We start from the raw sequence: 26,451 nt of genomic DNA, 5'->3' as shown, positions 1-26,451 counted from the left end.
GTATACGGCGTTACGTATGACGTTTTGTCATTAAAAGCCTCGCAGGTAAGGGAAGACATGAAGCGTGTTCAGCCACGAAGATTTAACGCGCTCGTCAGAGCGTCGCTAACGCCGCTGGCGTTGACGATTGCGGGACTCCTTTCGTCCATCACCGTGCGCGCGGAGTATTTTTTTAACCCGGCATTTTTGTCGAGCGATCCTTCCGCCGTGGCGGATCTCTCCCGTTTTTCAACAAATGGCCAGGCGCCGGGCGTCTATCGCGTGGATCTCTGGCTGAATGGAACATTTGTCACCACCCGCGATATCAACTTTATCGCCAGAACCGTAACGGACGGAGCCGTACAGGGCGACGACACGGGGCTAATGGCCTGCCTGACGCCCAAAGCGTATGAAAACATGGGCGTCAACGTTCAGGCATTCCCGGCGCTGGCCGCCGCGAAAGCCGACAGCTGCGTGGACATTGCCGCCATTATTCCGGCCGCTGCCACTCTCTTTAATTTCGAACAGCAGCGTCTGGAAATCAGCATTCCGCAGGCCGCATTACGCAACAACGCGCGCGGCTATATCCCGCCAGAGCAGTGGGATGAAGGTATTAACGCTCTGCTGCTGAACTATAACTTTAGCGGCTCATACAGCCGCGATCGCAGCGAAAACGGCACAACCCACAAAAGCTATTTCCTCGGCCTGAACAGCGGGGTGAATCTTGGTGCGTGGCGTCTGCGGGACTACTCGACGTGGAACTACTATAACAGCGACGAGAACCGCCATAGCGAATGGGAACATATCAACACCTATCTTGAGCGGACGGTGATTCCGCTAAAGGGCAGACTGACGGTGGGCGATAGCTATACCTCGTCGGAAATTTTCGACAGCCTTCCCTTTCGCGGCGCGCAGATCGCCTCGGACGACAACATGCTGCCAGACAGCATGAAAGGCTTTGCGCCCACCATTCGCGGGATTGCCAAAAGCAACGCGCAGGTCACCATCAAGCAGAACGGCTATAGTCTTTACCAGAGCTACGTTCCGCCCGGCGCCTTCGCCATTAACGATCTCTTCCCAACCTCCTCCAGCGGCGACCTCACGGTAGAAGTGAAGGAGACGGACGGCAGTATCTCCCGCTATTCCGTTCCTTACTCCGCCGTACCGCTCCTCCAGCGCGAAGGGCGGGTGAAGTATGCCCTGACGGCGGCACAGTACCGCAGCAATAACGGTCAGCAGGACGAGGTGAATTTTGCCCAGGGCACGCTGATTTGGGGGCTACCGCACGGCGTAACCGTCTATGGCGGCTCACAGCTTTCCGGCGATTATTACGCGCTGGCTCTTGGCGCTGGCCTCAATATGGGCAACTTTGGCGCCGTCTCTTTCGACGTTACCCACGCGCGCAGTACGCTGGCCGACGACACCAGCCATACGGGGCAGTCTCTTCGTTTCCTGTATGCCAAATCCCTCAACAAGATGGGTACGAACTTCCAGCTGCTGGGCTACCGCTACTCCACGTCCGGGTTCTATAACCTGGATGAGACAACCTACACCCATATGCAGGGCTATACGGGCGATGCGGAGCAGGATGACGCGAATGAGGCCACGAACTGGCTGGACTACTACAACCTCAACTGGACTAAACGCGGCAAGCTTCAATTCAATATTTCGCAGCAGCTAGGCGGGCTCGGCTCGCTGTTCGTGACCGGAAGCCAGCAGAGCTACTGGCACACGGACGACAAAAACACGCTCGTCCAGGTGGGATACAGCGGTACCTGGGCCGGGATCTCATACAGCCTGACCTACAACTACAACAAATCGCCGGGCATGTCGGATAGCGATGAGATTTATGCGATTAACCTTTCCTTCCCGCTTAGCCAGTGGCTTTCACCTGCCAATGACGTCAGCCAGAAGCGGAACTACGCCTATGCCACCTACGGCATGAGCACCAATAAACATGGAGAAACGTCTCAGAACGCGGGGATTAACGGCACGCTGCTGGCGGAGAACAACCTTAACTACAGCGTGCAGGAAGGTTATGCCAGCCAGGGGGCTGGCTCGCAAGGTTCCGCCAGTCTGGAATACGATGCCGCCTACGGCAACGCCAGCCTGGGCTACAACTACAGCGATAACGGCGATTATCGGGAAGTAACCTACGGCCTGAGCGGAGGCGTGGTAGCCCACCGCAACGGCATCACCTTAAGCCAGCCACTGGGTGATAGCAACGTGCTGATTGCCGTACCGGGCGCAGCGGACGTCAGCGTCGAGAATGAACCCGGTATCCATACCGACGGACGCGGCTATGCGGTGGTGCCTTACGCCTCGGCCTACCATCTGAACAGGATGGCGCTGGACATTAACTCCCTCTCAGACGCCATGGATATCGATGATGCCGTCACCAGCGTGGTGCCGACCCACGGCGCCATCGTGCGCGCCACGTTTAACGCCCGTCTGGGCGCACGCGCGCTGGTAACGCTGCGCTACCACGGCAAGCCGGTGCCGTTTGGCGCCATGGTTTCCCGCGACGATAACGGCAGCGACACCATCGTAGGCGAAGAAGGCGAAACCTACCTCTCCGGCCTGAGCCAAAAGGGAGTGTTGAAGGCGCAATGGGGAGAAGGGGCGGATAAGCGCTGTACGGCCAACTACCACTTACCTGAAAGCAAACAGCCGCTGCTGCGGATCACCATGGAGTGTTCATAAATGAAATTAAGGATGATGCTTCTCTCTGCCGCTGGGCTACTTTTTTCGCTGAGCAGCCTGGCCGCAACGTGCAAAAACGCTAACGGCGGAATTTCCATGGTGAATTACGATCTGACCACCACGCTCACCACGGATCAAAACATCAAGGGCAACGGTACAGAGCTGAACCGAACCCAGGATATCCACGTCAACGCCACCTGTCCCCCAGGCAACTGGGAGAAGCGCACCTATCGTACCTATATCTCACCTTTCCCCGTGGTCAAAACGGAAGGCGAGTGGAAATATTTACAGCTTGATCCGGATTATATTATCGGTGCGATGAAAATCCATGATGCCACCATCGGCGATTTTTATCCGCCGGTGGAGTATGTCCACATGGGGGGGCACGAAGAGGTGGATACGGGCGGCGTCTTCCCGGTGAACGACAGCAATCTGACCTTCAAAATACAGATTGTCAGGCCGTTCATCGGCTCGGTCGTGATCCCGCCGAAACTGATGTTTAACGTCTATGTCACCACGACGGAAAATGACCGGCCCACCGTAATCGTTTATCAGATCACCTACAGCGGCGTAATAACCGTCCCGCAAAACTGCGTGATTAACGCCGGGCAAACCGTCACCGTCGATTTTGGGGCACTCTACCACGGCGATTTCACCCAGGCCGGACAGCGACCCGACAGCGTAGCGCCAAAAACCTTTACCGTGCCGATCGAATGCAACGCTGATGTCAACTCACCGGCGCAGCTCACCCTGCGGGTACAGGGGACGGCAGACGCTCGTTTCGCCAACGCGCTGGCGACGGATAACCCGGACGTGGCCGTCGTCGTGACCAGCCCGCAGGGCGAGATCCTGCGGCCAAACGTGTTCTCAAGCAGCGTCCCCTTTACCACGGATATGTCAGGACGCGCGGACGTGACGCTGCAAGCCTACCCCATCAGCACCACCGGGCAGTCGCCAGAGCTGGGCGTCTTCAGGGCGCTGGCGCTGTTACGCATTGATTTCGCCTGAGGAAGCGTAATGACCATTTCATGGAAAAACACCGTATGGCTGAGCGTGGCCCTGTTAAACCCGCCGCTGGTGAAGGCTGACGACACAAGCTTTAACGTGCAGTTTATCGGCACCATCGTTGGGGAATCCTGTAACGTCGATACAAACAGCGCAGAGCAAACGATCGACCTGGGTGAATTTACGACAGAGGAATTTCCGCGCGTGGGCGCCACGACATCGGAAAAGCAGTTTGCCATCACGCTCAAAAACTGCACCCGCGCAATCGGCGGCACGACCGTCTGGTTTACCGGCGACGCGGACGCCAACGATCCCAAGCTGCTTGCCTTATCAGATACGGGAAAAGGGACGCAGCACATGATGGCGACCGGACTGGCAGTCGAGCTGCTCGACAGCGCGCGGGCGCCTGTCCCGATCAATAATACCGAGTCGCCGCTATATCCCCTGCTGCCGGGCGATAACACGCTGACCTTCTTCCTGCGCTATAAATCCACGCTGCCGACGGTCACCACCGGCAACGCCACCGCCGTGATGTATTTCGATCTGCTTTACCAGTAAGGAGACAGAATGACGATCCTGAACAGGTTATTTATCTGTTGCGCGCTGCTGTTGTCAGGCAAGACGCTCGCCCATGACGGCACGGTCTATATTACCGGCGTGGTGAAAGGCAAAACCTGTATTGTCTCCCCCGGCTCGGAACAGCTGGTAGTGGAGATGCATGATGTGGCGGCCCGCCAGCTGGCCGGGCAAAAAAACGAAACGCCCTATGAGCCGTTCACTATTAACCTTGAAGCCTGCGGCGCCGGGTTATCCGCCGTCAGCACCCATTTTGAAGACACGCCGGACGGTAACAATAGCGATCTGCTGGCCCTGACCGGCGGGCCGGACTATGCAACCGGCGTGGCTATCGGCCTCTATAATCCTGATAAATCGCTGATCGCCATGGGGGATGAAAGCCTGCCGTTCGCGCTAAGCAATGACCAGACCACCCTGGCGCTGCATTTTTACGCCCGCTACCTCGCCGTGACGAACGCCGTTACGCCGGGGGTGGCTAACGCTGCCGCCACCTTTGTGCTGACCTATGCGTGAGGCCAGCCTGCTGAAAAAAGCGGGGATAGCCCTGCTGACCGCCGCGTCTTTCTGGCTCTTGCCTGCTCAGGCCGGGGTGGTGATTGGCGGCACGCGGTTTGTTTATCCTCAGGATCAGCGCGCTATCAGCGTCACCGTGCGCAATAAGTCCTCGCTGCCGTATCTGATTGGCACAAAAATTTATCGCGGCGGCCGATGGCCGGGGGCGCAGCAGCCCCCCGAAGCGGCCACCGCGTGGTTTACCGCGACGCCGCCACTTTTTGCACTCCAGCCCGGACGTGAGAATAAGATCCGTCTGTTTCGCGCCGATGCGCCGCTTCCTGCCGATCGCGAAACGCTTTTCACGCTAAGCATTGCCTCCATTCCGGCCAGCCAGCGTCACAGCGATAACGTTCAGATGGCGGTACGTTCCAGCATGAAGTTTATCTATCGCCCGGAGGGGCTTCAGGGCGAACCGGCGCTGGCCTATCGTCAGCTACGCTGGCAGCTGACCGCCGACGGGCTGACGGTTGAAAACCCGTCGCCTTATTACGTCACGCTGTATCAGCTTTCCGTTAACGGAACGCGGGTGGATAACGCCGGCGTTGTCGCCCCTCTGAGCCAGCGACAAACGGACTGGTGTAAAGGGACTGCCAGGTGCCAGCTCACCTGGCAGTCGCTGAGCGACGAGGGGCGGATATTGCCCTCGATCGCCCGCACGGTGAAATAATTGCTCGCGGGGGTATCCTGGCAGCGGACCGACACTAGCGGTGAAACTCCGCTACCGTCATGGTAAAGCGCAGCACTTTTTCTCCCTCATTGGCATAGCCGTGCGCCGCTTCCGTTTTCGCTACCGCCGACGCGCCAGCATTAACCTGTACCACCGTCTCGTCCACCGTCAGGGTTAATACGCCTTCGTTCACGTGCAGCAGCTCAAACGTTCCCGCCGGATGTCCCGGAGAGGTGAAAGTCTCTCCCGGATGCATCTCCCACTGCCACAGCTCAATCATGTCCGGGCCTGCGGTGCCTGCCAGCAATCTGGCATAACCGCCCTGTGCGCCCTGCCACAGAACCGGGATCGCCTCTTCCTGAATAATGTGTACCTGCGGCTCGCTGGAGACGTTAACGATGTCTGCCACCGAGACGCCAAGCGCGGCGGCCAGTTTGCACAGAATGGCAATGCTGGGGTTGGCAGCTCCTTTTTCGATCTCCACCAGCATGCCTTTGCTGACGCTGGCGCGGCGGGAAAGCTCGTCCAGCGACAGCTTTTTCTCTTTCCGCCAGCTGCGGATACGGTTCGCCACGGCCAGGCTTACCTGGGCAACATCGGCGCCTGCATCGGTCATTATATTGACTTTATCAGTCATTGGTCACTACCATGGTATAAAACAGTCAATACAGGATTATTTATGTCTCTTGTAACACCGTCAATAGATTCGCGACTTGTCGGGATCGCGCCCGGCTTTCGAGCGCTGAGCATTCAGGTGGAAGCCGCCCCGATTACCCAACCGGAGGTTGCGCCCGCCGCGCTGGCGCGGGCCTGCCAGCAGATGCTCAATGATGATGTGCCCTGGGCAGAAAATCATCTCGCCGCCTGGGATGAGGTGTTTAAAGCCTTTGGTGCAAAACCCAAACGTACGCCCTGCTCGGCCTCGGCCCTGCGCAAGCGCGTGATGAGAGACGGTTCGCTGCCGCCGCTCGACCCGGTGGTGGATATCTATAATGCCATCAGTATCCGTTACGCTATTCCGGTAGGGGGAGAAAATCTGGCGGCTTACTCGGGAGCGCCGCGCCTGACGCTGGCCGACGGCAGCGAGCCGTTTGATACCTTTAAAGAAGGTGAGCCGGTTGTAGAAAATCCGGAGCCAGGCGAAGTTATCTGGCGTGACGATCTCGGCGTCACCTGCCGCCGCTGGAACTGGCGACAGGGGGTACGCACGCGTCTGGACAGCCAGGCGCAATCCATGTGGTTTATTCTCGAAAGCCTGCCGTCGATGCCGCTGGCGGCATTACAGGAAGCTGGCGATGAGCTGGTGAGCAATCTGCAAAAGCTGATGCCGGGCGCGACGGCGCGTATTCAGTTGCTGGAGCTGGCGTGAACAACGCCGGGTGGCGCTTCGCTTACCCGGCCTACAAATACTGCATATGTAGGCCCGGTAAGCGCAGCGCCACCGGGCAAACACCGCACCATCCCCCGTAGGCCCGGTAAGCGCAGCGCCACCGGGCAAAGCCGCTACTCCGGCAACAACCCCACAAAACAGCGTTTTTTGCGCGGCTCTGACATCAGCTCTTCAAGCTTATCCACGCACGCCAGATAGTGTGGCGTTTGCTTATGCGCCAGCACCGCCGCTTCGTCTTTATAGGCTTCGTAGATAAAGAAGCGGGTTTTCACCCGCGGGTCCTGCAAGACATCAAAGCGCAGGTTTCCCGGCTCCTTGATGGCCCCCTCGTGGTTGGCGCGAAATACCTCCAGAAACTCGTCCACCCGCTCGGGTTTAATATTAATCTCCACCAGCGTCACGTTCATTTTGCTTCTCCCTGTTTCTCTTCCTGCCAGAACTGGAACGCCTCCCGGGCGCTCATGTTCTCGTGAACGACTTTCTTCACCGCCTTCAGCATGGCGAGTGGCGCGCTGGACTGGAAGATGTTGCGCCCCATGTCCACGCCGGATGCGCCCTGGTCAATCGCCCGCCAGCACATCTCCAGCGCCTCGTGTTCCGGCAGCTTTTTGCCCCCGGCGATAACAATCGGCACCGGGCAGCTGGCGGTCACTTTTTCAAAGCACTCGTCCACGTAGTAGGTTTTGACGAACTGCGCTCCCATTTCGGCGGCGATGCGGCTGGCAAGCGAGAAATAGCGCGCGTCACGCGCCATCTCTTTCCCCACGCCCGTCACCGCCAGCGTCGGCATGCCGTAGCGCGCCCCCGCATCCACCAGCTTGATGATGTTGTTGATCGACTGATGCTCAAACGGGCTTCCGATATACATCTGCGCCGCCACCGCGCAGACGTTCAGGCGCAGCGCGTCCTCCATCGCCACCGCCACGCACTCGTTGGAAAGCTCGCCCAGAATCGAGTTACCGCCGGAGGCGCGCAGCACCACCGGTTTGTTGGTCGCGGCTGGCACCTGGCTCCTGAGGATGCCGCGGGTGCACATCAGCACGTCGGTTTCACCAAACAGCGGCGCGATGGAGAGATCGATACGCTCAAGGCCGGTGGTCGGCCCCTGAAAGTAGCCGTGGTCAAAGGCCAGCATCACCGTGCGGTTGCTCTGTGGGTTGAAGATGCGCGCAAGCCTCGACTGCATGCCCCAGTCCAGCGAGCCGCAGCCCTTCAGGGTGTACGGCACATTCTGCTGCGGCGTGCCGATGCCAAAATCCTTGCCGTCTTTGATGTCATCTAAATCAGCCATTTGCTCCCCCGTCAGAAATCGTATTTGTTGATGTTCTCTTTGGTGAACACCACCCGCTCCGGCAGCAGCACGATGCCGTTGCCCTTCGCCTCATACTGGTAGCCCTGCACGCTGTTCGGCTCGACCTTCAGCGTCCCGATATCTTTCACGTCGACGCTGTCGCCAGGGTTAAGATCGCCTTTTTTCAGTAAACGATCGGCGACATTGACCGCAATTTTGCCCTGTTGCACCACATCCCACAGGCCGAAGGCTTTCACCGTGCCGCGCTCAACGTACGGGCGCATCACGTTCGGCGTGCTGAAGCCGACAATCGCCACCCCTTCCCGTTTCAGGTTTTCCGCCGCCTGTGCCGCGGCTGGCAGGGCGTTGGCGTCCGGGGCGATAATCGCATCCAGATCCGGATAGGCTTTTAAGATCCCTTCGGCGGTTTGCAGAGATTTGGTGGCGTCGTTATAGCCAAACTGGGTGGTGACGACCTGCCACTGAGGATGATCTTTCTCGATTTTGGCCTTTGCCTCTTTCACCCACTGGTTCTGGTCGGTGACGGTGGGGCTGGAGTAGAAGAACGCCACTTTCGCGTTCGGTTTGGTGACCTGCTTGCCCGCCATGTCCACCAGCAGACCGCCGAGCTGCTCCGGCGTTCCCTGGTTGATGTAGATGCTGCGGCACTCCGGTTTGGTGTCGGAATCCCAGGTCAGGACCTTGACTCCGCGCTGCATCGCGCGCTTCAGTGCCGGGCAGAGGCCGTCCGGCGACACGGCGGAGACGATAATGGCGTTATAGCCCTGGTTGACGAAGTTATTGATCAGCTGCACCTGGCCGGAGACGCTCGGCTCGGTCGGGCCGTCGTAGGTCACGTCCACGCCGAGATCTTTCCCCGCCTCTTTCGCGCCGTTGCCGCCGCTGGTGAAGAATCCCACGCCTACCAGTTTCGGGATAAAGGCAATGCGGTCCGCCGCCTGCGCCGAAGCGAAGCTGAGGGCCATTGCCAGGACGAATAGTTTTGTTTTCATCTTACGCTCCGGATAGTTTTCTGAAGAGAGAACGCACCCATTCGCGGTGCAGACTCAGCGAACGTCCCATCACCACCACAACCAGCAGCGCCCCTGACAGCGCGCTCGACACCTGGTTGGGGATGCCGACCATCTGTAAACCCTGTTGCAGGTACCCCACCAGCAGCGCCGCCAGCGCCGTACCGACAACCGAACCTGACCCGCCGTAGATATTTGCCCCGCCGAGTACGGCGGCGGTGAGCGCGGGCATGAGTAAATCGCGCCCCAGATCCGAGCGCGCGGAACCGAAATAGGAGACCATCACCAGCGCGGCAACCGCCGAGGCCACCCCCACCAGGCCATACAGCGCGTACGGCATGCCGTTCACCGACAGCGCCGCATAGCGCGCCGCACGCGGATTCTGGCCGATTAAAAACAGATGCCGACCAAAGCGCCCGCGGTGGGTAATCAACCAGAAGAAAGCGGTAATCACCGCGAACAGCACCAGCGGGATCGGCAGACCCACCACCGTGAGGTTAGCGAAGGCCGTGAAGCTGTCCGGGAAGCCGCCGATCCCCTCATAGCCCGTCGCCCCCGCCATGCCGGAGAGCAGCAGCGCCCCGCCGCCGTAGAGGTAGAGCGTGCCGAGGGTAATGACCAGGGGGCTGATGCCGGTGTAGTGGATCAGCGCCGCATTCACCAGCCCGCACAGCAGGCCGAGCACCAGCGTCAGAGGGATGGCAACCGCCATCGGCCACCCTGCCTGCATCATGACGCCCAGCGCGATGGCGCACAGGCCGATGGTCGAGCCGAGGGAGATATCGATCCCGCCGCTGATAATCACCAGCGTAAGCGGCAGCGCCACAATGCCAATGCAGATAAAGTCGCTGGTGCTGAACAGCAGCATGTTGATGTCGAGCATGCGCGGGTTGATGGCGCCAAAGAGCAGGATCTCCAGCACCAGTAAAATCAGCAGCGCGCTTTCCCAGTTAAGCCTCATTTACGCCACCTCTTTTTTGCGTTCTGGAAACGGGGTGACGTGCTTTCCCCCTTTGTTACCCGGCTGGAAACGGCTGTATTTCAGCGCCCGCTGATGCCGTGAGAGCGCCTGACGCAGCCGCCCGTCGAGCACCAGCACACCCAGCAGCACCAGCCCGGCGATAAAGTCGTTCCACCACGCCGGGAGCCTGAACAGCACCAGCACGGTATCGATTTGGGTGAGGAAGAACGCGCCGAGGAAGGCGCCGACCAGCGTGCCGGTGCCGCCCAGCAGCGAGATGCCACCGAGCACGCAGGCGGCGATGGCCTTCATCTCCAGCCCGCTGCCGGTCTGGTTCGGCACGAAGCCAATCTGTGAGGCAAACACAATCCCGGCGCAGGCCGCCAGCATGCCGTTGAGGGTAAAGGCGATCATGCGGGTGCGGTTCACCGCCACGCCCAGCTGGCGCGCGGCGGCGAGGTTATCCCCCACGGCGTAAAAATCACGTCCAAAGGCGGTGCGCGACAGCGTCCACGCGCCGATGGCCGCGATAATCAACACCAGCATGCCGAGCGGCGAAATGCCGACGGCGGCGGGCTCAGAGAGAGATTTCAGCCCCGGCGGCAGCCCTTCTATCCACTTCCCGCCGGTCCACAGCAGCATCGCCCCACGATACAGCCCCAGCGTGCCGAGGGTGGCGACAATCGCCGGAATGCGCAGGCCCACCACCAGAAAACCGTTGAACGCCCCCGCCAGCGCGCCAATCGACAGCGCGAAGAGAATGGAAACGGGCAGGCTGTAGCCGCTGTTCAGCGCCACGCCGACGGCAATAGCGGAAAGCCCGACGGTGGAGCCGACGGAGACGTCAATATTGCGGGTCAGCATCACCAGCGCCGCGCCGATGGCCAGCAGGATCAAGATCTGCGAGCTGGCGAATATCATCCCCAGCGTCTGTAAGCTCAGGTAGGACGGGTTCAGCGCCACCAGCACGGCGAACAGCGCCAGAATGGCGAGAAACGCGCTCAGCTCGCGGTTTTTCAGTAAGATCTTCATGATTGCCCTCCAAACGCCAGCGCCATCATCCGGTCGAGGCTGACGGCGTGGCGCGGCAGCTCGCCGCTGAGCACGCCCTGATGCATTACCAGCACCCGATCCGCGAGGCCGGGAAACTCATCGAGATCGCTTGAGATCATCAGCACCGCCACGTTCTGCGCCGCCACGCTTTTCAGCAGCTGATAAATATCAGCGCGCGCCGATACGTCCACGCCGCGCGTCGGTTCATCGACGATCAGCAGCAGCGGGTTGGCCTCAAGACAGCGCGCCAGCAGCACCTTCTGCTGATTACCACCGGAGAGCGTGCGCACGGTTTGATCCGCATGGTTGAGCTTGATCCCCAGCGCCCGGTGATAGCGTTCCACTACCGCAGACTCCCGCTTTCGCTGTTGCCAGAGCGACGGCTCGTTCAGCGCCACGGTGTTCCAGCGGATCGGCGCGTCGAGAAACAGGCCGGACACCTGCCTGTCTTCCGGCAGATAGACCAGCCCTTTTTGCAGGCGTGAACTGACCGGATCGGCGGTGATCTCCTGGCTCTCCAGCCACACCCGCCCGCCGCGAACCGGACGCAGGCCGTAGAGCGTTTCGGCAAACTCGGTGCGCCCGGACCCTACCAGCCCGGCCAGACCGACAATCTCCCCGGCGTAAATCTCAAGGCTGAGATCGATAAAGCCCTCCCCGGTGAGCGCTTCCACGCGCAGCACGGGAAAATCCTGCGCCTGGGTGCGGCGGTTGCCCGGCAGCGCCAGCCACAGCTTTTGCGTATCGCTCAGGGATGCTTCCCGGCTTACAGGCGTCATGGCGGCGATCAGGGCGTTATCGTCAAAATGCGCAGTTTCGCCGCTGAGCACCACCGCGCCGTCGCGCATCACTGAGACGTGACTCGCCAGCTGTCGAATCTCCGGCAGCTTATGCGAGATAAAAACAATCCCGACGCCAAGATCCTGCAAGGCGCGGATCTGGCGAAACAGCCGTTCGGTTTCACCGGGCGTCAGCGAGGCCGTGGGTTCATCAAGGATCAGAATTCTGGCGTTGCGCATCAGCCCGCGCAGGATCTCCACCATCTGCTGGTCCGCCACCTCGAGGGTGCTGGCGGTAGCGTCGAGGTTAAGCTGGCATTGCAGCTGCCGGAGTTTTTCCGCCAGGCGTTTTTCCCGATCGCGCTCTCGCGGCAGACGAAACAGGATGTTTTCCCGCACCGTCAGGTTGGGAAATAGCAGCGGCTCCTGCGGCACCAGATAAATGCCTAACCTGTGCGCCTGCGCCGGGGTAAGCCGTGCAAAAGACTCACCCGCCACCGAAAGTTCACCGCTATCCGGGGTTTCTACCCCGGCGATGATCTTCATCAGCGTCGATTTTCCCGCGCCGTTACCGCCCATCAGCGCATGCACCTGCCCCGCAAGCAGCGTGAAATCAATGCCTTTTAAGACCGGTACGCCTGAAAACTGCTTGCTGATATCACGCGCGTCGAGAAGTGGTGTCATCATCGCTCCGCTATTGAACAAATGATTTTTAGATTTAATAATGTTCAAAAGCGTAGACGGTGAACTATATTTACAACCGTGCAGGGATCACAGTTTTATCGATTGAGATTCATATAAAGCGGAAACGATCGAAAAGATCCGTTTTGTCGCGTGGCTCACATTTTCACGTCGCACCATCACGAACATATGATCTAAATTTTTATAAGAGTTCAATTATGAGCGATAAACGCACTGCGGAAGAAGGACGGTTTGCCGGGCTGGCACTGGCGGAAGAGGAGCTGGTGGCGCGCGTGGCCTGGTGCTACTACCACGACGGGCTGACCCAGAACGACATCGGCGAACGGCTCGGGCTGCCGCGTCTGAAGATCTCCCGCCTGCTGGAGAAAGGCCGTCAGTCCGGGGTGATCCGCGTGCAGATCAACTCCCGCTACGAGGGCTGCCTGGCGCTGGAAACCGAGCTGCAACAACGATTTGGCCTGAAGCTGGTGCGCGTGATGCCCGCCCTGAATACGCCGCCGATGAACGTGCGGCTGGGCATTGGCGCGGCACAGTCGCTGATGGGCGTACTGCAACCCGGCCAGCTGTTAGCGGTGGGCTTCGGTGAAACCACCATGAGCAGTCTGCAACACTTAAGCGGCTTTATCAGCTCGCAGCAGATCCGCCTGGTGACGCTCTCTGGCGGCGTCGGGCCGTATATGACCGGTATCGGCCAGCTGGATGCGGCCTGTAGCGTCAGCATGATCCCCGCCCCGCTTCGCGTGTCATCCGCTGAAGTCGCCGGGATCTTAAAGCGCGAAACCAGCGTGCGGGACGTGATCCTCGCCGCCACCGCGGCTGACGTGGCGGTGGTCGGGATTGGCTCGGTAAACCAGCGCCGTGACGCGACGATACTGCGCTCCGGCTATATCAGCGAAGGTGAACAGCTGATGTACGCCCGTAAAGGCGCGGTGGGCGATATCCTTGGCTATTTCCTCAATGCCGAAGGGGAATGCGTCGAGGAGCTGGAGATCCACAAAGAATTACTGGGCGTCACGCTCGATGAACTGGCGCAGCTGCCCACCATCGTAGGCGTGGCCGGAGGGGAAGAGAAAGCCGATGCGATTTATGCCGCACTGAAAGGTCGCCGTATTAATGGCCTGGTGACGGAAGAGACGACAGCCCGCGCGGTGCTGGCTCTGGCCGGATAAGAGCAGCCCTGCGCCTGACACGAGGCAAGCTCATGAGTTACCTTTTAGCGTTAGATGCAGGGACAGGCAGCGTTCGCGCCGTGATTTTTGATTTACAGGGCAACCAGATTGCCGTTGGCCAGGCCGAGTGGAAGCACCTGAGCGTGGAGAACGTGCCGGGCTCGATGGAGTTCGACCTCGACACCAACTGGCGGCTGGCCTGCCGGTGTATTCATCAGGCGCTGGAGCGCGCACGCCTGAGCGCGGCGGATATTCAGTCCGTCGCCTGCTGCTCGATGCGCGAAGGGATTGTGCTGTACGACCGCAACGGCGAGGCTATCTGGGCCTGCGCCAACGTCGACGCCCGCGCCAGCCGCGAGGTGGCTGAACTCAAAGAGATCCACGACTACCGGTTTGAATCCGAAGTGTATGATGTTTCCGGCCAGACGCTTGCCCTCAGCGCCATGCCGCGCCTGCTGTGGCTGGCGCACCATCGTCCGGATATTTATCGTAAAGCCGCCACCATCACCATGATCAGCGACTGGCTGGCGGCGAAGCTCTCCGGTGAGCTGGCGGTCGATCCGTCCAATGCGGGCACCACCGGCATGCTGGATCTCTTCTCCCGCGACTGGCGTCCGGCGCTGCTCGACATGGCCGGGCTGCGCGCCGATATTCTCTCTCCGGTGAAAGAGACCGGCACCGTGCTGGGCGCTGTCACCAAAGAAGCCGCGCAGCAGAGCGGCCTGCGCGAAGGCACACCGGTGGTGATGGGCGGCGGCGACGTGCAGCTGGGCTGTCTGGGGCTGGGCGTGGTGCGCGCCGGACAAACGGCGGTTCTCGGCGGCACCTTCTGGCAGCAGGTGGTGAATCTGCCGCAGGTGCGCACCGACCCTGAGATGAACATCCGCGTAAACCCGCACGTCATCCCCGGCATGGCGCAGGCGGAGTCGATCAGCTTCTTTACCGGGCTAACCATGCGCTGGTTCCGCGACGCCTTCTGCGCCGAAGAGAAGCTGATTGCCGAACGAATGGGAATGGACACCTACTCCCTGCTCGAAGAGATGGCGAGCCGCGTCCCGGCGGGCTCCCACGGCGTGATGCCGATCTTCTCCGACGCGATGCATTTTAAGCAGTGGTATCACGCAGCGCCGTCGTTTATTAACCTCTCCATCGACCCGGAAAAGTGCAACAAAGCGACGCTGTTCCGCGCGCTGGAAGAGAACGCGGCCATCGTCTCGGCCTGCAACCTGGCGCAGATTTCGCGCTTCTCCGGCGTGACGTTTGAGAGCCTGGTGTTTGCGGGCGGCGGGGCCAAAGGCGCCCTGTGGAGCCAGATTTTAAGCGACGTTACCGGGCTGCCGGTGCGCGTGCCGGAAGTCAAAGAGGCAACGGCGCTCGGCTGTGCCATTGCCGCAGGAGCTGGCGCGGGGTTGTTTGCGGATATGGCTTCGACGGGCGAGCGGCTGGTGAAGTGGAGCCGCGAGTTCACGCCAGACCCTCAGCACCGCGAGCTGTACGACGGCATGATGCAAAAATGGCAGGCAGTGTACGCCGACCAGCTCGGGCTGGTGGACAGCGGGCTGACCACGTCGATGTGGCAGGCGCCGGGGCTGGTGCGGGCATCCCCCTCACCCCGGCCCTCTCCCTAAGGGAGAGGGAGATTAAGTCCCCTCTCCCTGTGGGAGAGGGTTAGGGTGAGGGCATCAGGCCACACCAATATTTGAATCCCATCACAATCACCACACTCCCCTTTTCCCTTTTCCTCGCGACTGGCTAAATTAGTAACTCATCCGACCACATAACAATAATTTTACACTGGAAGAGACTATGAGCCGCTACCCGTCGTTATTCGCCCCTCTCGATCTGGGGTTCACCACCCTCAAAAACCGCGTGCTGATGGGCTCGATGCACACCGGGCTGGAGGAGCGTCCGGACGGGGCTGAACGTCTGGCAGCCTTCTATGCCGAGCGCGCGCGCCACGGGGTGGCGCTGATTGTCACCGGCGGTGTAGCCCCTGCCCATTCCGGGGTGACGATGGAGGGCGGCGCAGTGTTGAACGATGCGTCACAGCTGCCGCATCACCGCATTGTGACCGACGCGGTCCACCGCGAGGGCGGCAAAATCGCCCTGCAAATTCTGCATACCGGACGCTACAGCTATCAGCCGAACCTGGTTGCCCCCTCGGCTATTCAGGCGCCGATTAACCGCTTTACTCCCCATGCCCTCAGCCACGACGAGATCCTGGCGCTGATAGACGATTTTGCCCGCTGCGCGGCGCTGGCGCGGGAAGCGGGCTACGACGGCGTTGAGGTGATGGGCTCGGAAGGCTATCTGATCAACGAATTCCTCGCCGCCCGCACCAACCAGCGCGACGACGAATGGGGTGGCGACTATGCCCGCCGGATGCGTTTTGCCGTGGAGGTGGTGCGTGCGGTGCGTGAACGTGCGGGTGCGGATTTTATTATCATCTTCCGCCTGTCGATGCTTGACCTGGTGGAGGGCGGCGGCACCTTCGACGAAACCGTGCAGCTGGCGCAGGCGATTGAAGCCGCTGGCGCCACCATCATCAACACCGGGATTGGCTGGCACGAAGCGCGCATCCCGACCATCGCTACGCCGGTGCCGCGCGCGGCGTTCAGCTGGGTAACGCGCAAGCTGAAAGGCATAGTCTCCGTTCCACTGGTCACCACCAACCGCATTAACGATCCGCAGGTGGCGGAGGATGTGATCTCACGCGGCGATGCCGATATGGTATCGATGGCGCGCCCGTTCCTCGCGGATGCCGAACTGCTCTCCAAAGCGCAAAGCGGCCGTGCGGACGAGATTAATACCTGCATCGGCTGCAACCAGGCGTGTCTGGATCAGATCTTCGTCGGCAAGGTCACCTCCTGCCTCGTTAACCCCCGCGCCTGCCATGAAACCAAAATGCCGATCGTTCCTGCGGTCAACAAGAAGCGTCTGGCCGTGGTGGGTGCAGGGCCGGCGGGCCTGGCGTTTGCAGTCAATGCCGCCTCGCGCGGGCACAGCGTGACACTGTTTGATGCGCTGGCGGAAATCGGCGGGCAGTTTACTATCGCCAGACAGATCCCCGGCAAAGAGGAGTTCTACGAAACGCTGCGCTATTACCGCCGGATGATCGAGGTGACGGGCGTCGATCTGCGGCTTAAACAGTTTGTCAGCGCGGCGGATCTGATCGGTTTCGACGAGGTGATCCTGGCGAGTGGGATTGCCCCGCGCACGCCTGCGATCGAAGGCATCGATCATCCGAAGGTATTGAGCTATCTGGATGTATTAAGGGACAAAGCGCCGGTTGGCGAGAAGGTGGCGATCATCGGCTGCGGCGGGATCGGTTTTGATACCGCGATGTATTTAAGCCAGCCGGGCGAAGCCACCAGCCAGAACATCGCTGAGTTCTGCGTGGAATGGGGCATTGATACCAGCCTCAGTCAGTCCGGTGGTTTACGCCCGGAAGGTCCGCAGCTGCCGAAAAGCCCGCGTCAGATCGTGATGCTCCAGCGTAAAGCCAGCAAGCCGGGTGAAGGGCTGGGGAAAACCACGGGCTGGATCCACCGCGCCACCCTGCTCTCGCGCGGGGTGAAGATGATCCCGGGGGTGAGCTACCAGAAGATCGACGACGACGGGCTGCACGTGCTGATCGGCGGCGAACCGCAACTGCTGCGCGTGGATCATGTGATTTTGTGCGCCGGGCAGGAGCCGAAGCGCGATCTGGCCGATCCGCTGCGCGAGGCGGGGAAAACGGTGCATTTGATTGGCGGGTGCGATGTGGCGATGGAGCTGGATGCGCGGCGGGCGATTGCGCAGGGGACGAAGTTAGCTCTGGCGATCTAGGGCATTGCCGGGCGGCGCTTCGCTTGCCCGGCCTACGGGCTCGAGGCCATTGTAGGCCCGGTAAGCGAAGCGCCACCGGGCATCAGGCCGCACATACCCAATCTTACCGACGACGCCCCAGCTTCACCGATTTCAGCACCACGAATTTGTTATTGGTGGCAATGGTGACGCAGTTGCCGAAAATCTTCTTCAGCTTGTGGAAGTAGTCCAGGTGGCGGTTGGCCACGATATACAGCTCGCCGTTGATTTTCAGGCAGCGGCGCGCGTGGTGGAACATCTCCCACGCGACGTTATCCGTCAGGGCGTGCTTCTGGTGGAACGGCGGGTTACAGAATACCGCGTTGAAGCGGAAAGGCTCTACGCCCGACAGCGCGTTATTGATCATAAACTCGCAGCGATCCAGTGCCTCCGGCAGGTTGGTTTCCACGTTCAGACGGCTGGACGCCACCGCCATTGGCGATTCGTCGCTGAACACCACGCTGGCCTCCGGGTTCTTCGCCAGCAGCGTCAGGCCAATCACGCCGTTACCGCAGCCGAGATCAACGATTTCCCCTTCCAGGTTTTCCGGCAGGTGTTCCATAAAGAAGCGTGCGCCGATATCCAGACCGGTGCGGGAGAAAACGTTCGCGTGGTTGTGGATGGTCCAGTCGGTACCTTCCAGTTTCCAGCTCAGCGTCTCCGGCGCGTCGGCCAGCGCCGGTGCGCTGAAGGTACAGTTGATCAGGCGCGCTTTTTTCCAGGCAAGCGTAGTGGTGGTCGGGCCGAGCACTTTCTCGAACAATTCCAGCGTCGAGGTGTGAATATCGCGCGCTTTGGCACCCGCGATAATACGCGTATCCGGCGTGACGACCTTACGCAGCGCGCGAAGCTGCTGCTCCAGCAGCGCCATGGTTTTGGGCACTTTAATCAGCACCACGCCCGGCGCCTGCGGGTAGTCCGCGGTGCTGTCGAGGAACTTCACGCTGGATTCGTCGATATCGTTGTGACGCAGGTTTTCACGCGTCGCCAGCTCGCTTAAGTAAGAATCGCCGATACTGTAAGGCGCATGTTCCGCCAGCGCGCAGGCCAGCGCGCCAAACGCGTCATTCAGGATCAGAACCGGGCCGCTGATTTCAGTCCCATCCAACTGTTGCAGCAGATATTCATCCGCCGCTTCCCACGCCTGAAGCGGGTTAACGTCGTCCGTTTCCGGGAAACGTTTAAGGTTGAGTGAACGGAAACCGTTGTCTAAGTGGCTCATCGGCCCTCCTGAATGGTAAAATTTGGCGTATCCCTGAAAAGGGTGCGTGAGTATACCCGTTTTCACACTATTTTGGGGTTTTGATGAACCAGCTGACTTATCTCCAGGGCTATCCGGAGCATTTACTTTCCCAGGTTCGTGACCTGATTGCCGCGGGAAAGCTCGGTGCGGTGCTGGAAAAACGCTACCCGGGCACGCATGATTTCGCGACTGACAAAGCCCTCTGGCAGTATACGCAGGATCTGAAAAACCAGTATCTTAAGAGCGCTCCGCCGATCAACAAGGTGATGTACGACAATAAGATCCACGTGCTGAAAAACGCGCTCGGCCTGCATACCGCCATCTCCCGCGTACAGGGCGGCAAGCTGAAGGCCAAAGCGGAGATCCGCGTCGCGACCGCCTTTCGCAATGCGCCGGAAGCCTTTCTGCGGATGATCGTGGTGCACGAGCTGGCGCACCTGAAAGAGAAAGAGCACGACAAAGCGTTCTACTCACTGTGCTGCCATATGGAGCCGCAGTACCACCAGCTGGAGTTTGATACCCGTTTGTGGCTGACGCATTTATCGTTAAAGAGTAATGCGCAGTAGCGCACGCGAAATGTCATGATGACGTGCTACAGTGGCTTTAGGTTCCCTGCTACGGAGTACGTAAACGTTTATGATACGTTTCGCAGTCATCGGTACGAACTGGATCACGCGCCAGTTCGTCGACGCCGCCCACGAAACCGGCAAATATAAGCTCACCGCAGTCTATTCCCGCAGCCTTGAGCAGGCGCAGAGTTTTGCGAATGACTACCTGGTTGAACATCTGTTCACCTCGCTCGATGAGATGGCGCAAAGCGACGCCATTGACGCGGTCTATATCGCCAGCCCGAATTCTCTGCACTTCCCGCAAACGAAGCTGTTCCTCAGCCACAAAAAGCATGTGATCTGCGAGAAGCCGCTCGCCTCGAATATTGAGGAAGTGGAAGCCGCCATTGCGCTTGCCCGCGAAAACCAGGTGGTGCTGTTTGAAGCGTTCAAAACCGCCAGCCTGCCGAACTTCCTGCTGTTGCAGCAATCGCTGCCGAAAATTGGCAAAGTGCGTAAAGCCTTTATCAACTACTGCCAGTATTCCTCGCGCTACCAGCGCTACCTGGACGGCGAAAACCCGAACACCTTTAACCCGGCCTTCTCGAATGGCTCGATTATGGATATCGGTTTTTACTGCCTGGCCTCTGCGGTCGCCCTGTGGGGTGAACCGCACGGCGTAACCGCCACCGCCAGCCTGCTGGAAAGCGGCGTGGATGCACACGGCGTTGTGGTGCTGGACTACGGTGATTTTAGCGTGACGTTGCAGCACTCGAAGGTCAGTGACTCCGTACTGCCAAGCGAAATTCAGGGCGAAGACGGCTCGCTGGTGATCGAAAAAATCTCCGAATGCCAGAAGCTAAGCATCGTTCCCCGCGGCGGCAAAGCGCAGGAGCTGACGCAGCCTCAGCATATTAACACTATGCTCTATGAGGCAGAGGTCTTCGCCCGTCTGGTAGAAGACAACGAAGTGAACCACCCGGGGCTGGCGATCAGCCGCACCACGGCGAAGCTGCAAACGGAGATCCGCCGACAGACTGGCGTGATCTTCCCCGCAGACGGCGTGAATGTGGAAGCCGTCGCGTAAAACTGTGTAATGAAATCGTGCAGACCATTGACGAAACCGATGGTCTGACATAATTTGTTACCTGCAAAGGGGAGTAACTTCTTCGCCGGTGGATCGTCATTACGATGCGTGCAAAACCGCATCCGGTCGCCGGGCAACCTTCGTGGTTGTAAGTGAGACCTTGCCGGAAGGCGAGGTCTATGCATAAAAAGCTAACGGCTATCGTCTTCTGACCATGGCCGTTTTTGTTTTTTATGTGTAAGGAAAATAGTATGCATTCTGTCGGCACTCCAATGCTGTGGGGCGGATTCGCGGTTGTCGTGCTCATCATGCTGGCAATCGACCTCTTTTTGCAGGGTCGTCGCGGCGAGCACGGCATGAGCGTTAAGCAGGCCGCCGTCTGGTCGCTGGTATGGGTTACCCTCTCACTCCTCTTCTGCGCCGCCTTCTGGTGGTATCTGGCCTCAACCGAAGGCCGCGCGGTGGCCGATCCTCAGGCACTCGCCTTCCTCACCGGCTATCTGATTGAAAAAGCGCTGGCGGTTGATAACGTCTTCGTCTGGCTGATGCTGTTCAGCTACTTCGCCGTACCTGCGGCTCTGCAACGTCGCGTGCTGGTGTACGGCGTGCTGGGCGCTATTGTCCTGCGTACCATCATGATCTTCGCCGGTAGCTGGCTGATTACCCAGTTCGAATGGCTGCTGTATGTGTTTGGCGCGTTCCTGCTGTTCACCGGGGTAAAAATGGCGCTGGCGAAAGAAGACGATACCGGTATCGGTGATAAGCCGCTGGTGAAGTGGATCCGGGGTCATCTGCGCATGACGGACAAGATCGAGAGCGAGCATTTCTTCGTGCGTAAGAACGGCCTGCTGTTCGCCACCCCGCTGCTGCTGGTGCTGATTCTGGTCGAACTGAGCGACGTGATTTTCGCGGTGGACAGTATCCCCGCTATCTTCGCGGTCACTACCGACCCGTTCATCGTGCTGACCTCAAACCTGTTCGCCATCCTCGGCCTGCGTGCGATGTATTTCCTGCTGGCGGGTGCGGCAGAGCGCTTCTCAATGCTGAAGTACGGTCTGTCGGTGATTCTGGTGTTTATCGGTATCAAGATGCTGATCGTCGATTTCTACCATATTCCGATCGCCATTTCGCTCGGCGTGGTGTTTGGCATTCTGCTGGTGACGCTGATTATCAATACCTGGGTTAACCGCCAGCACGATAAGAAGCAGCAGGCTTAGTGCGTTTTGCCCGGTGGCGCTACGCTTATCGGGCCTACAACGTCACCCCGTAGGCCGGGTAAGCGCAGCGCCACCCGGCACTTTCGTTAACCAATAGTTAAAAAACATGACGCAACACGTAAAATCCAGCATTTTACGCTTCCGCCTTTCGCTGCTTTCCCTGATACTCAACCAGGCAAACAAATACTTACATCCGGACACAAATGTGACTTAGAGCACATCCAGGATGGAACGCAATTTCACTCAGGAATAACGTATGAGCACACAATCACGTGGTCTGTTCGCGCGCCTGGCGCAGGGCAGTCTTGTAAAACAAATTCTGGTCGGGTTGGTACTGGGTATTCTGCTGGCGATGGTGTCAAAACCTGCCGCGGAAGCGACGGGGCTGCTCGGCACCCTTTTCGTTGGCGCACTGAAGGCCGTCGCCCCGGTACTGGTGCTGATGCTGGTGATGGCGTCGATTGCCAACCACCAGCACGGACAAAAAACCAACATTCGCCCTATTCTGTTCCTGTATCTGCTGGGAACCTTCTCTGCTGCCTTAACGGCCGTGGTGTTTAGCTTCCTGTTCCCGTCCACGCTGCACCTGACCAGCGCGGCCGGTGATATCACCCCGCCGTCCGGGATTGTGGAAGTGCTTCGCGGTCTGCTGATGAGCATGGTCTCTAACCCCGTCACCGCGCTGATGAACGCGAACTACATCGGCATCCTGGTCTGGGCGATCGGTCTGGGCTTCGCGCTGCGTCATGGTAACGAGACCACGAAAAACCTGGTGAACGATATGTCCAACGCTGTCACCTTTATGGTGAAGCTGGTGATTCGCTTTGCGCCAGTCGGTATTTTCGGCCTGGTCTCCTCCACGCTGGCAACCACCGGTTTCGATGCACTGTGGGGCTACGCGCAGCTGCTGGTCGTCCTGGTCGGCTGTATGCTGCTGGTGGCGCTGGTGATCAACCCGCTGCTGGTGTTCTGGCAGATCCGCCGCAACCCGTATCCGCTGGTGCTGACCTGCCTGCGTGAAAGCGGCGTGTATGCCTTCTTCACCCGCAGTTCGGCGGCAAACATTCCGGTCAACATGGCGCTGGCGGAGAAGCTGAATCTGGATCGCGATACCTATTCGGTGTCGATTCCTCTGGGTGCAACCGTGAACATGGCAGGTGCGGCGATCACCATCACCGTGCTGACGCTGGCGGCGGTGCATACGCTGGGCATTCCGGTGGATCTGCCAACCGCGCTGCTGCTGAGCGTCGTTGCATCACTGTGTGCCTGTGGCGCATCCGGCGTGGCGGGCGGCTCGCTGCTGCTGATCCCGCTGGCCTGTAACATGTTCGGTATTCCGAACGAGATTGCCATGCAGGTTGTCGCGGTCGGCTTCATTATCGGCGTATTGCAGGATTCCTGCGAAACCGCGCTGAACTCCTCTACCGACGTTCTGTTTACCGCAGCGGCCTGTCAGGCGGAAGACGCGCGTTTAGCGAAGAACGCCCTGCGCAGTTAAAAAGAAAAGCCCGGTGGCGGCTACGCCTTACCGGGCCTACAGGGTTTAGTAGGTCGGGTAAGCGCTAGCGCCACCCGACAAAGCACTTATAGCGTCACACCACTCTTAAAGATCGCCAGCTCGCGGAAGTCGTTCTTCTCGTTGCAGGTCTGCCTGCCGCTGGCAAATTCCACAATCGTGTCCACGAATTCGCTCAGCAGCTGCGGCATCGCTTTGCCGTGGATCAGCTGGCCGGCATCAAAGTCGATCCAGTGTTTTTTCTTCGCCGCCAGCTCGCTGTTAGTGGCGATTTTCACCGTTGGCACAAATCCGCCGTACGGCGTGCCGCGTCCGGTACTGAACAGCACCATGTGACAGCCCGCCCCCGCCAGCGCGCTGGTGGCGACCGCATCGTTGCCCGGTGCGCTCAGCAGATTCAGACCGTGCGTTTTCAGACGCTCACCATAGCGCAGCACGTCCACCACCTGGCTGGCGCCCGCTTTCTGGGTGCAGCCCAGGGATTTCTCTTCCAGCGTGGTGATCCCGCCCGCCTTGTTTCCCGGCGACGGGTTCTCATAAATCGGCTGGTTATGGGCGATGAAGTACTGTTTGAAATCGTTGACCATGGTGACGGTCTTCTCAAAGGTCTCTTCGTCGCGGCAGTGGCTCATCAGAATGCGCTCTGCGCCGAACATCTCCGGCACTTCGGTCAGCACCGTGGTGCCGCCGTTGGCGATGACGTAATCTGAGAAGCGGCCCAGCATCGGGTTAGCGGTAATGCCGGAAAGCCCGTCAGATCCGCCGCACTCCAGGCCAAACTTCAGTTCGCTCAGCTTGCCCGGCTCGCGCTTGTCGTGACGCATCACCTCATACAGCTGGTGCAGCTGTTCAACGCCCGCTTCCACTTCGTCGTCCTGGTGCTGACACACCATAAAGTGCACGCGCTCAGGATCGAACTCGCCCAGCGTGTCGCGGAAGGCGTCGACCTGATTGTTTTCACAGCCGAGGCCAATCACCAGCACCGCCCCCGCGTTCGGGTGACGCACCATATTTTGCAGCATGGTGCGGGTATTGATGTGGTCGTCGCCCAGCTGGGAACAACCGTAGGTATGGCTGAACAGATGCACGCCGTCGGTGCCTTCAGCATTGTTGGTCTCTTTCAGGAAACGCGTCTGAATTTGACGCGCGATCCCGTTCACGCAGCCGACGGTCGGGAGGATCCACAGTTCATTGCGGATCCCCACCTCCCCGCTGGCGCGGCGGTAGATCTGCACCTCACGATCGGCCGCCTGTCCTTCTTCTGCCTGGAAGTCAGGTTGATAGCTGTACTCGTCCAGATCGCTGAGATTGGTGCGGGTATTGTGGGAATGAATGTATTCACCCGGCGCAATATCCGCCAGCGCATGACCGATGGGCAAACCGTACTTCACCACGTTCTCCCCTTTCGCGATGGGGATCAGGGCAAACTTATGTCCACGTCCAATGGCCTGGCGTAACGTCACCGACTGGTTGTCGAAGGTCACTTCCGTCCCTTCGGCTAAATCGGCCAGCGCGACGGCAACGTTATCCAGCGAATGGATTTTGATGTATTGCATATCAACCTCAAACGGCCTTAGTTCAGTTCAATGGCGAAGTAGTCACGCGCATTGTTAAAGCAGATGTTTCTCACCATTTCGCCCAGCAGCTGGATATCCGCTGGCGCTTCGCCCGCGTGCACCCAGCGGCCAATCATCTGGCACAGAATGCGGCGGAAATATTCATGGCGGGTATAGGAGAGGAAACTGCGGCTGTCGGTCAGCATGCCAACGAAGCGGCTCAGCAGGCCGAGCTGCGCCAGCTGCGTCATCTGACGCTCCATGCCGTCTTTCTGATCGTTAAACCACCAGCCGGAACCGAACTGCATCTTGCCCGGCATCCCTTCGCCCTGGAAGTTGCCGATCATAGTGCCCAGCACTTCGTTATCGCGCGGGTTCAGGCAGTACAGAATGGTTTTTGGCAGCAGGTTTTGCTCGTTCTGTTTGCTCAGCAGTTTTGACAGCTCTTCCGCCATCGGACGGTCGTTGATGGAGTCAAAGCCTACGTCCGCGCCCAGCAGTTTGAACTGACGCTGGTTGTTATTACGCAGCGCGCCGATGTGATACTGCTGAACCCAGCCGCGACGGGCATATTCCGCACCGAGGAACACCAGCACCGCGGTTTTAAACTGCGCCACTTCGTGCTCGCTCAGGGCTTCGCCGGAGAGACGACGCGCCAGAATACTGTCCAGCTCAGCTTCACTGGATTCCGCGAACAGCACTACGTCCAGCGCGTGGTCAGACACTTTACAGCCGTGTGCGGCAAAGTGATCCAGACGTTTGGTCAGCGCGGTTTGCAGATCGCCAAAGCGACGAATGTCGGTATCCGAAACTTCCGCCAGCTTCGCCATGTAGTCGTTAAAGGTCGGCAGCTCGATGTTGAAGGCTTTATCCGGGCGCCAGCTTGGCAGCACTTTGATGTCAAACGTGCTGTCCTTCGCGACAACCGCGTGATGTTCCAGAGAGTCGACCGGATCGTCGGTGGTGCCCACCATCTTCACGTTCATCTGCTGCATGATGCCGCGCGCCGAGAAGCTATCCTGCGCCAGCAGTTCGTTGCACTGATCCCAGATTTCATCCGCCGTGGCGGGAGAGAGCAGCTTGCCGGTGATACCAAACGGACGACGCAGTTCGAGGTGCGTCCAGTGGTATAACGGGTTACCGATGGTGTGAGGAACGGTAGCGGCCCAGGCGTCAAACTTCTCGCGATCGGTCGCGTCGCCGGTACACAGGCGCTCGGCCACGCCGTTGGTGCGCATTGCACGCCATTTATAGTGGTCACCCTTCAGCCAGATATCATACAGGTTTTTGAAACGGTAATTTTCGGCAACCTGCTGCGGCGGTAAATGGCAGTGGTAGTCGAAAATCGGCTGGTCTTTTGCGTAGTCGTGGTACAGGCGGCGAGCAAATTCGGTATCTAGCAGAAAATCGTCGGTCATAAACGGTGTCATTATCGTCTTCCTCATTACGGGAGCGTCAGAAAGCTTATGTTCAGATGCTGCAAAGTTATCACACCAATTTCCAGAGTCCGACGTTTTTTTCGTGAGTTAGATCAATAAACGTCGACAAATAAATTACCCTCAAAGGGGTAAACCCTC

At 59.3% G+C, this 26,451-nt stretch carries 23 protein-coding genes; 13 read left to right on the top strand and 10 right to left on the bottom strand.

Features of this window, described 5'->3' with window-relative positions; translation table 11 throughout:
• The first annotated feature begins 57 nt into the window (after positions 1-57).
• The 5 genes from ACOTX5_RS00955 to ACOTX5_RS00935 are packed head-to-tail and all read left to right on the top strand — an operon-like array spanning position 58 to position 5,485.
• On the top strand, positions 58-2,682 hold the full coding sequence (locus ACOTX5_RS00955) for a fimbrial biogenesis usher protein (protein WP_045911528.1): 2,625 nt from the start codon (positions 58-60) through the stop codon (positions 2,680-2,682).
• The gene (locus ACOTX5_RS00950) at positions 2,683-3,690 is read left to right on the top strand and encodes a fimbrial protein (protein ID WP_023295472.1); all 1,008 of its coding nucleotides are present in this window, start codon (positions 2,683-2,685) and stop codon (positions 3,688-3,690) included.
• Between the two features lie 9 nt (positions 3,691-3,699).
• Positions 3,700-4,245, top strand: a complete 546-nt coding sequence (locus tag ACOTX5_RS00945) for a fimbrial protein (RefSeq protein WP_052703906.1) — start codon at positions 3,700-3,702, stop codon at positions 4,243-4,245.
• Between the two features lie 9 nt (positions 4,246-4,254).
• Entirely contained in the window at positions 4,255-4,776 is a 522-nt protein-coding gene (locus ACOTX5_RS00940) for a fimbrial protein (protein WP_063438916.1), read from the top strand.
• Complete coding sequence (locus ACOTX5_RS00935; protein WP_023295473.1) at positions 4,769-5,485, top strand: fimbria/pilus periplasmic chaperone; 717 nt, start codon at positions 4,769-4,771, stop codon at positions 5,483-5,485. Before ACOTX5_RS00940 ends, ACOTX5_RS00935 begins: the two co-directional genes overlap by 8 nt.
• A 34-nt stretch (positions 5,486-5,519) precedes the next feature.
• Here the strand turns inward: ACOTX5_RS00935 and ACOTX5_RS00930 are convergent, their stop codons facing one another.
• Positions 5,520-6,122 (bottom strand): helix-turn-helix domain-containing protein, encoded by a 603-nt coding sequence (locus ACOTX5_RS00930; protein WP_045141801.1) that lies wholly within the window; start codon positions 6,120-6,122, stop codon positions 5,520-5,522.
• Positions 6,123-6,164: 42 nt separating this feature from the next.
• Between ACOTX5_RS00930 and ACOTX5_RS00925 the strand changes: the two genes are divergently transcribed.
• A complete protein-coding gene (locus ACOTX5_RS00925) occupies positions 6,165-6,854 on the top strand; it encodes a B3/4 domain-containing protein (RefSeq protein WP_045911529.1) in 690 nt (229 codons plus the stop codon).
• 134 nt (positions 6,855-6,988) lie between these two features.
• Here the strand turns inward: ACOTX5_RS00925 and lsrG are convergent, their stop codons facing one another.
• From lsrG to lsrA, 6 genes are read right to left on the bottom strand one after another with little or no spacing between them, the layout of a single operon-like run.
• Complete coding sequence (lsrG, locus tag ACOTX5_RS00920; protein WP_023295476.1) at positions 6,989-7,282, bottom strand: (4S)-4-hydroxy-5-phosphonooxypentane-2,3-dione isomerase; 294 nt, start codon at positions 7,280-7,282, stop codon at positions 6,989-6,991.
• Positions 7,279-8,166 carry a 3-hydroxy-5-phosphonooxypentane-2,4-dione thiolase gene (gene lsrF, locus ACOTX5_RS00915; protein ID WP_045911530.1) on the bottom strand — a complete coding sequence of 296 codons (888 nt, stop codon included), beginning with the start codon at positions 8,164-8,166 and terminating at the stop codon, positions 7,279-7,281. The genes lsrG and lsrF overlap by 4 nt, the downstream gene beginning before the upstream one ends.
• Positions 8,167-8,177: 11 nt before the next feature.
• Positions 8,178-9,179: an autoinducer 2 ABC transporter substrate-binding protein LsrB gene (gene lsrB, locus ACOTX5_RS00910; protein WP_032669127.1), complete on the bottom strand. Its 1,002-nt coding sequence runs from the start codon at positions 9,177-9,179 to the stop codon at positions 8,178-8,180.
• Between the two features lies 1 nt (position 9,180).
• The gene (gene lsrD, locus ACOTX5_RS00905) at positions 9,181-10,158 is read right to left on the bottom strand and encodes an autoinducer 2 ABC transporter permease LsrD (protein WP_047726809.1); all 978 of its coding nucleotides are present in this window, start codon (positions 10,156-10,158) and stop codon (positions 9,181-9,183) included.
• Positions 10,159-11,190: an autoinducer 2 ABC transporter permease LsrC gene (gene lsrC / locus ACOTX5_RS00900; RefSeq protein WP_045911532.1), complete on the bottom strand. Its 1,032-nt coding sequence runs from the start codon at positions 11,188-11,190 to the stop codon at positions 10,159-10,161. It abuts the gene before it with no gap.
• Positions 11,187-12,674, bottom strand: a complete 1,488-nt coding sequence (gene lsrA, locus ACOTX5_RS00895) for an autoinducer 2 ABC transporter ATP-binding protein LsrA (RefSeq protein WP_032669124.1) — start codon at positions 12,672-12,674, stop codon at positions 11,187-11,189. The genes lsrC and lsrA overlap by 4 nt, the downstream gene beginning before the upstream one ends.
• A gap of 215 nt (positions 12,675-12,889) precedes the next feature.
• On the opposite strand from lsrA, the gene lsrR reads away from it, so the two are divergent.
• The 3 genes from lsrR to ACOTX5_RS00880 all read left to right on the top strand — a co-directional run bounded on the left by lsrR (position 12,890) and on the right by ACOTX5_RS00880 (position 17,689).
• The gene (lsrR, locus tag ACOTX5_RS00890; protein WP_015571933.1) at positions 12,890-13,861 is read left to right on the top strand and encodes a transcriptional regulator LsrR; all 972 of its coding nucleotides are present in this window, start codon (positions 12,890-12,892) and stop codon (positions 13,859-13,861) included.
• Positions 13,862-13,893: 32 nt separating this feature from the next.
• Positions 13,894-15,489, top strand: a complete 1,596-nt coding sequence (lsrK, locus tag ACOTX5_RS00885) for an autoinducer-2 kinase (RefSeq protein ID WP_045911533.1) — start codon at positions 13,894-13,896, stop codon at positions 15,487-15,489.
• A 178-nt stretch (positions 15,490-15,667) separates the two neighbouring features.
• On the top strand, positions 15,668-17,689 hold the full coding sequence (locus tag ACOTX5_RS00880; RefSeq protein WP_045911534.1) for an NADPH-dependent 2,4-dienoyl-CoA reductase: 2,022 nt from the start codon (positions 15,668-15,670) through the stop codon (positions 17,687-17,689).
• A 103-nt stretch (positions 17,690-17,792) separates the two neighbouring features.
• Here the strand turns inward: ACOTX5_RS00880 and rlmG are convergent, their stop codons facing one another.
• The gene (rlmG, locus tag ACOTX5_RS00875) at positions 17,793-18,929 is read right to left on the bottom strand and encodes a 23S rRNA (guanine(1835)-N(2))-methyltransferase RlmG (protein ID WP_032649625.1); all 1,137 of its coding nucleotides are present in this window, start codon (positions 18,927-18,929) and stop codon (positions 17,793-17,795) included.
• Positions 18,930-19,012: 83 nt separating this feature from the next.
• Here rlmG and ACOTX5_RS00870 point away from each other — a divergent pair, with 83 nt between their 5' ends.
• The 4 genes from ACOTX5_RS00870 (at position 19,013) to sstT (ending at position 23,300) form a co-directional block, all read left to right on the top strand.
• Entirely contained in the window at positions 19,013-19,516 is a 504-nt protein-coding gene (locus ACOTX5_RS00870; RefSeq protein WP_017694291.1) for a YgjP-like metallopeptidase domain-containing protein, read from the top strand.
• A gap of 70 nt (positions 19,517-19,586) precedes the next feature.
• Complete coding sequence (locus ACOTX5_RS00865) at positions 19,587-20,585, top strand: Gfo/Idh/MocA family protein (RefSeq protein WP_003862623.1); 999 nt, start codon at positions 19,587-19,589, stop codon at positions 20,583-20,585.
• A gap of 251 nt (positions 20,586-20,836) precedes the next feature.
• On the top strand, positions 20,837-21,802 hold the full coding sequence (locus tag ACOTX5_RS00860; protein ID WP_017382424.1) for a TerC family protein: 966 nt from the start codon (positions 20,837-20,839) through the stop codon (positions 21,800-21,802).
• Between the two features lie 256 nt (positions 21,803-22,058).
• A complete protein-coding gene (gene sstT, locus ACOTX5_RS00855; RefSeq protein ID WP_017382425.1) occupies positions 22,059-23,300 on the top strand; it encodes a serine/threonine transporter SstT in 1,242 nt (413 codons plus the stop codon).
• An 86-nt stretch (positions 23,301-23,386) separates the two neighbouring features.
• Here sstT and ACOTX5_RS00850 read toward each other — a convergent pair whose 3' ends face one another.
• Both ACOTX5_RS00850 and uxaC read right to left on the bottom strand, forming a co-directional pair.
• Entirely contained in the window at positions 23,387-24,874 is a 1,488-nt protein-coding gene (locus ACOTX5_RS00850; RefSeq protein WP_015571940.1) for a UxaA family hydrolase, read from the bottom strand.
• Positions 24,875-24,891: 17 nt separating this feature from the next.
• On the bottom strand, positions 24,892-26,304 hold the full coding sequence (uxaC, locus tag ACOTX5_RS00845; RefSeq protein WP_017382427.1) for a glucuronate isomerase: 1,413 nt from the start codon (positions 26,302-26,304) through the stop codon (positions 24,892-24,894).
• Between the last annotated feature and the right edge of the window lie 147 nt (positions 26,305-26,451).

Origin of the sequence: Enterobacter cloacae complex sp. IR5441 (genome assembly GCF_049238215.1) — a bacterium.
Classification (GTDB): domain Bacteria; phylum Pseudomonadota; class Gammaproteobacteria; order Enterobacterales; family Enterobacteriaceae; genus Enterobacter; species Enterobacter hormaechei_C.
Note: the sequence above shows the minus strand (reverse complement) of the source record. Positions and strands in the feature narration are given on the sequence as shown.

Coding starts and splice junctions, on each gene's coding strand:
- ACOTX5_RS00955 (WP_045911528.1), top strand. CDS start 58: ATGAAGCGTGTTCAGCCACGAAGATTTAACGCGCTCGTCAGAGCGTCG.
- ACOTX5_RS00950 (WP_023295472.1), top strand. CDS start 2,683: ATGAAATTAAGGATGATGCTTCTCTCTGCCGCTGGGCTACTTTTTTCG.
- ACOTX5_RS00945 (WP_052703906.1), top strand. CDS start 3,700: ATGACCATTTCATGGAAAAACACCGTATGGCTGAGCGTGGCCCTGTTA.
- ACOTX5_RS00940 (WP_063438916.1), top strand. CDS start 4,255: ATGACGATCCTGAACAGGTTATTTATCTGTTGCGCGCTGCTGTTGTCA.
- ACOTX5_RS00935 (WP_023295473.1), top strand. CDS start 4,769: ATGCGTGAGGCCAGCCTGCTGAAAAAAGCGGGGATAGCCCTGCTGACC.
- ACOTX5_RS00930 (WP_045141801.1), bottom strand. CDS start 6,122: ATGACTGATAAAGTCAATATAATGACCGATGCAGGCGCCGATGTTGCC.
- ACOTX5_RS00925 (WP_045911529.1), top strand. CDS start 6,165: ATGTCTCTTGTAACACCGTCAATAGATTCGCGACTTGTCGGGATCGCG.
- lsrG (WP_023295476.1), bottom strand. CDS start 7,282: ATGAACGTGACGCTGGTGGAGATTAATATTAAACCCGAGCGGGTGGAC.
- lsrF (WP_045911530.1), bottom strand. CDS start 8,166: ATGGCTGATTTAGATGACATCAAAGACGGCAAGGATTTTGGCATCGGC.
- lsrB (WP_032669127.1), bottom strand. CDS start 9,179: ATGAAAACAAAACTATTCGTCCTGGCAATGGCCCTCAGCTTCGCTTCG.
- lsrD (WP_047726809.1), bottom strand. CDS start 10,158: ATGAGGCTTAACTGGGAAAGCGCGCTGCTGATTTTACTGGTGCTGGAG.
- lsrC (WP_045911532.1), bottom strand. CDS start 11,190: ATGAAGATCTTACTGAAAAACCGCGAGCTGAGCGCGTTTCTCGCCATT.
- lsrA (WP_032669124.1), bottom strand. CDS start 12,674: ATGACACCACTTCTCGACGCGCGTGATATCAGCAAGCAGTTTTCAGGC.
- lsrR (WP_015571933.1), top strand. CDS start 12,890: ATGAGCGATAAACGCACTGCGGAAGAAGGACGGTTTGCCGGGCTGGCA.
- lsrK (WP_045911533.1), top strand. CDS start 13,894: ATGAGTTACCTTTTAGCGTTAGATGCAGGGACAGGCAGCGTTCGCGCC.
- ACOTX5_RS00880 (WP_045911534.1), top strand. CDS start 15,668: ATGAGCCGCTACCCGTCGTTATTCGCCCCTCTCGATCTGGGGTTCACC.
- rlmG (WP_032649625.1), bottom strand. CDS start 18,929: ATGAGCCACTTAGACAACGGTTTCCGTTCACTCAACCTTAAACGTTTC.
- ACOTX5_RS00870 (WP_017694291.1), top strand. CDS start 19,013: ATGAACCAGCTGACTTATCTCCAGGGCTATCCGGAGCATTTACTTTCC.
- ACOTX5_RS00865 (WP_003862623.1), top strand. CDS start 19,587: ATGATACGTTTCGCAGTCATCGGTACGAACTGGATCACGCGCCAGTTC.
- ACOTX5_RS00860 (WP_017382424.1), top strand. CDS start 20,837: ATGCATTCTGTCGGCACTCCAATGCTGTGGGGCGGATTCGCGGTTGTC.
- sstT (WP_017382425.1), top strand. CDS start 22,059: ATGAGCACACAATCACGTGGTCTGTTCGCGCGCCTGGCGCAGGGCAGT.
- ACOTX5_RS00850 (WP_015571940.1), bottom strand. CDS start 24,874: ATGCAATACATCAAAATCCATTCGCTGGATAACGTTGCCGTCGCGCTG.
- uxaC (WP_017382427.1), bottom strand. CDS start 26,304: ATGACACCGTTTATGACCGACGATTTTCTGCTAGATACCGAATTTGCT.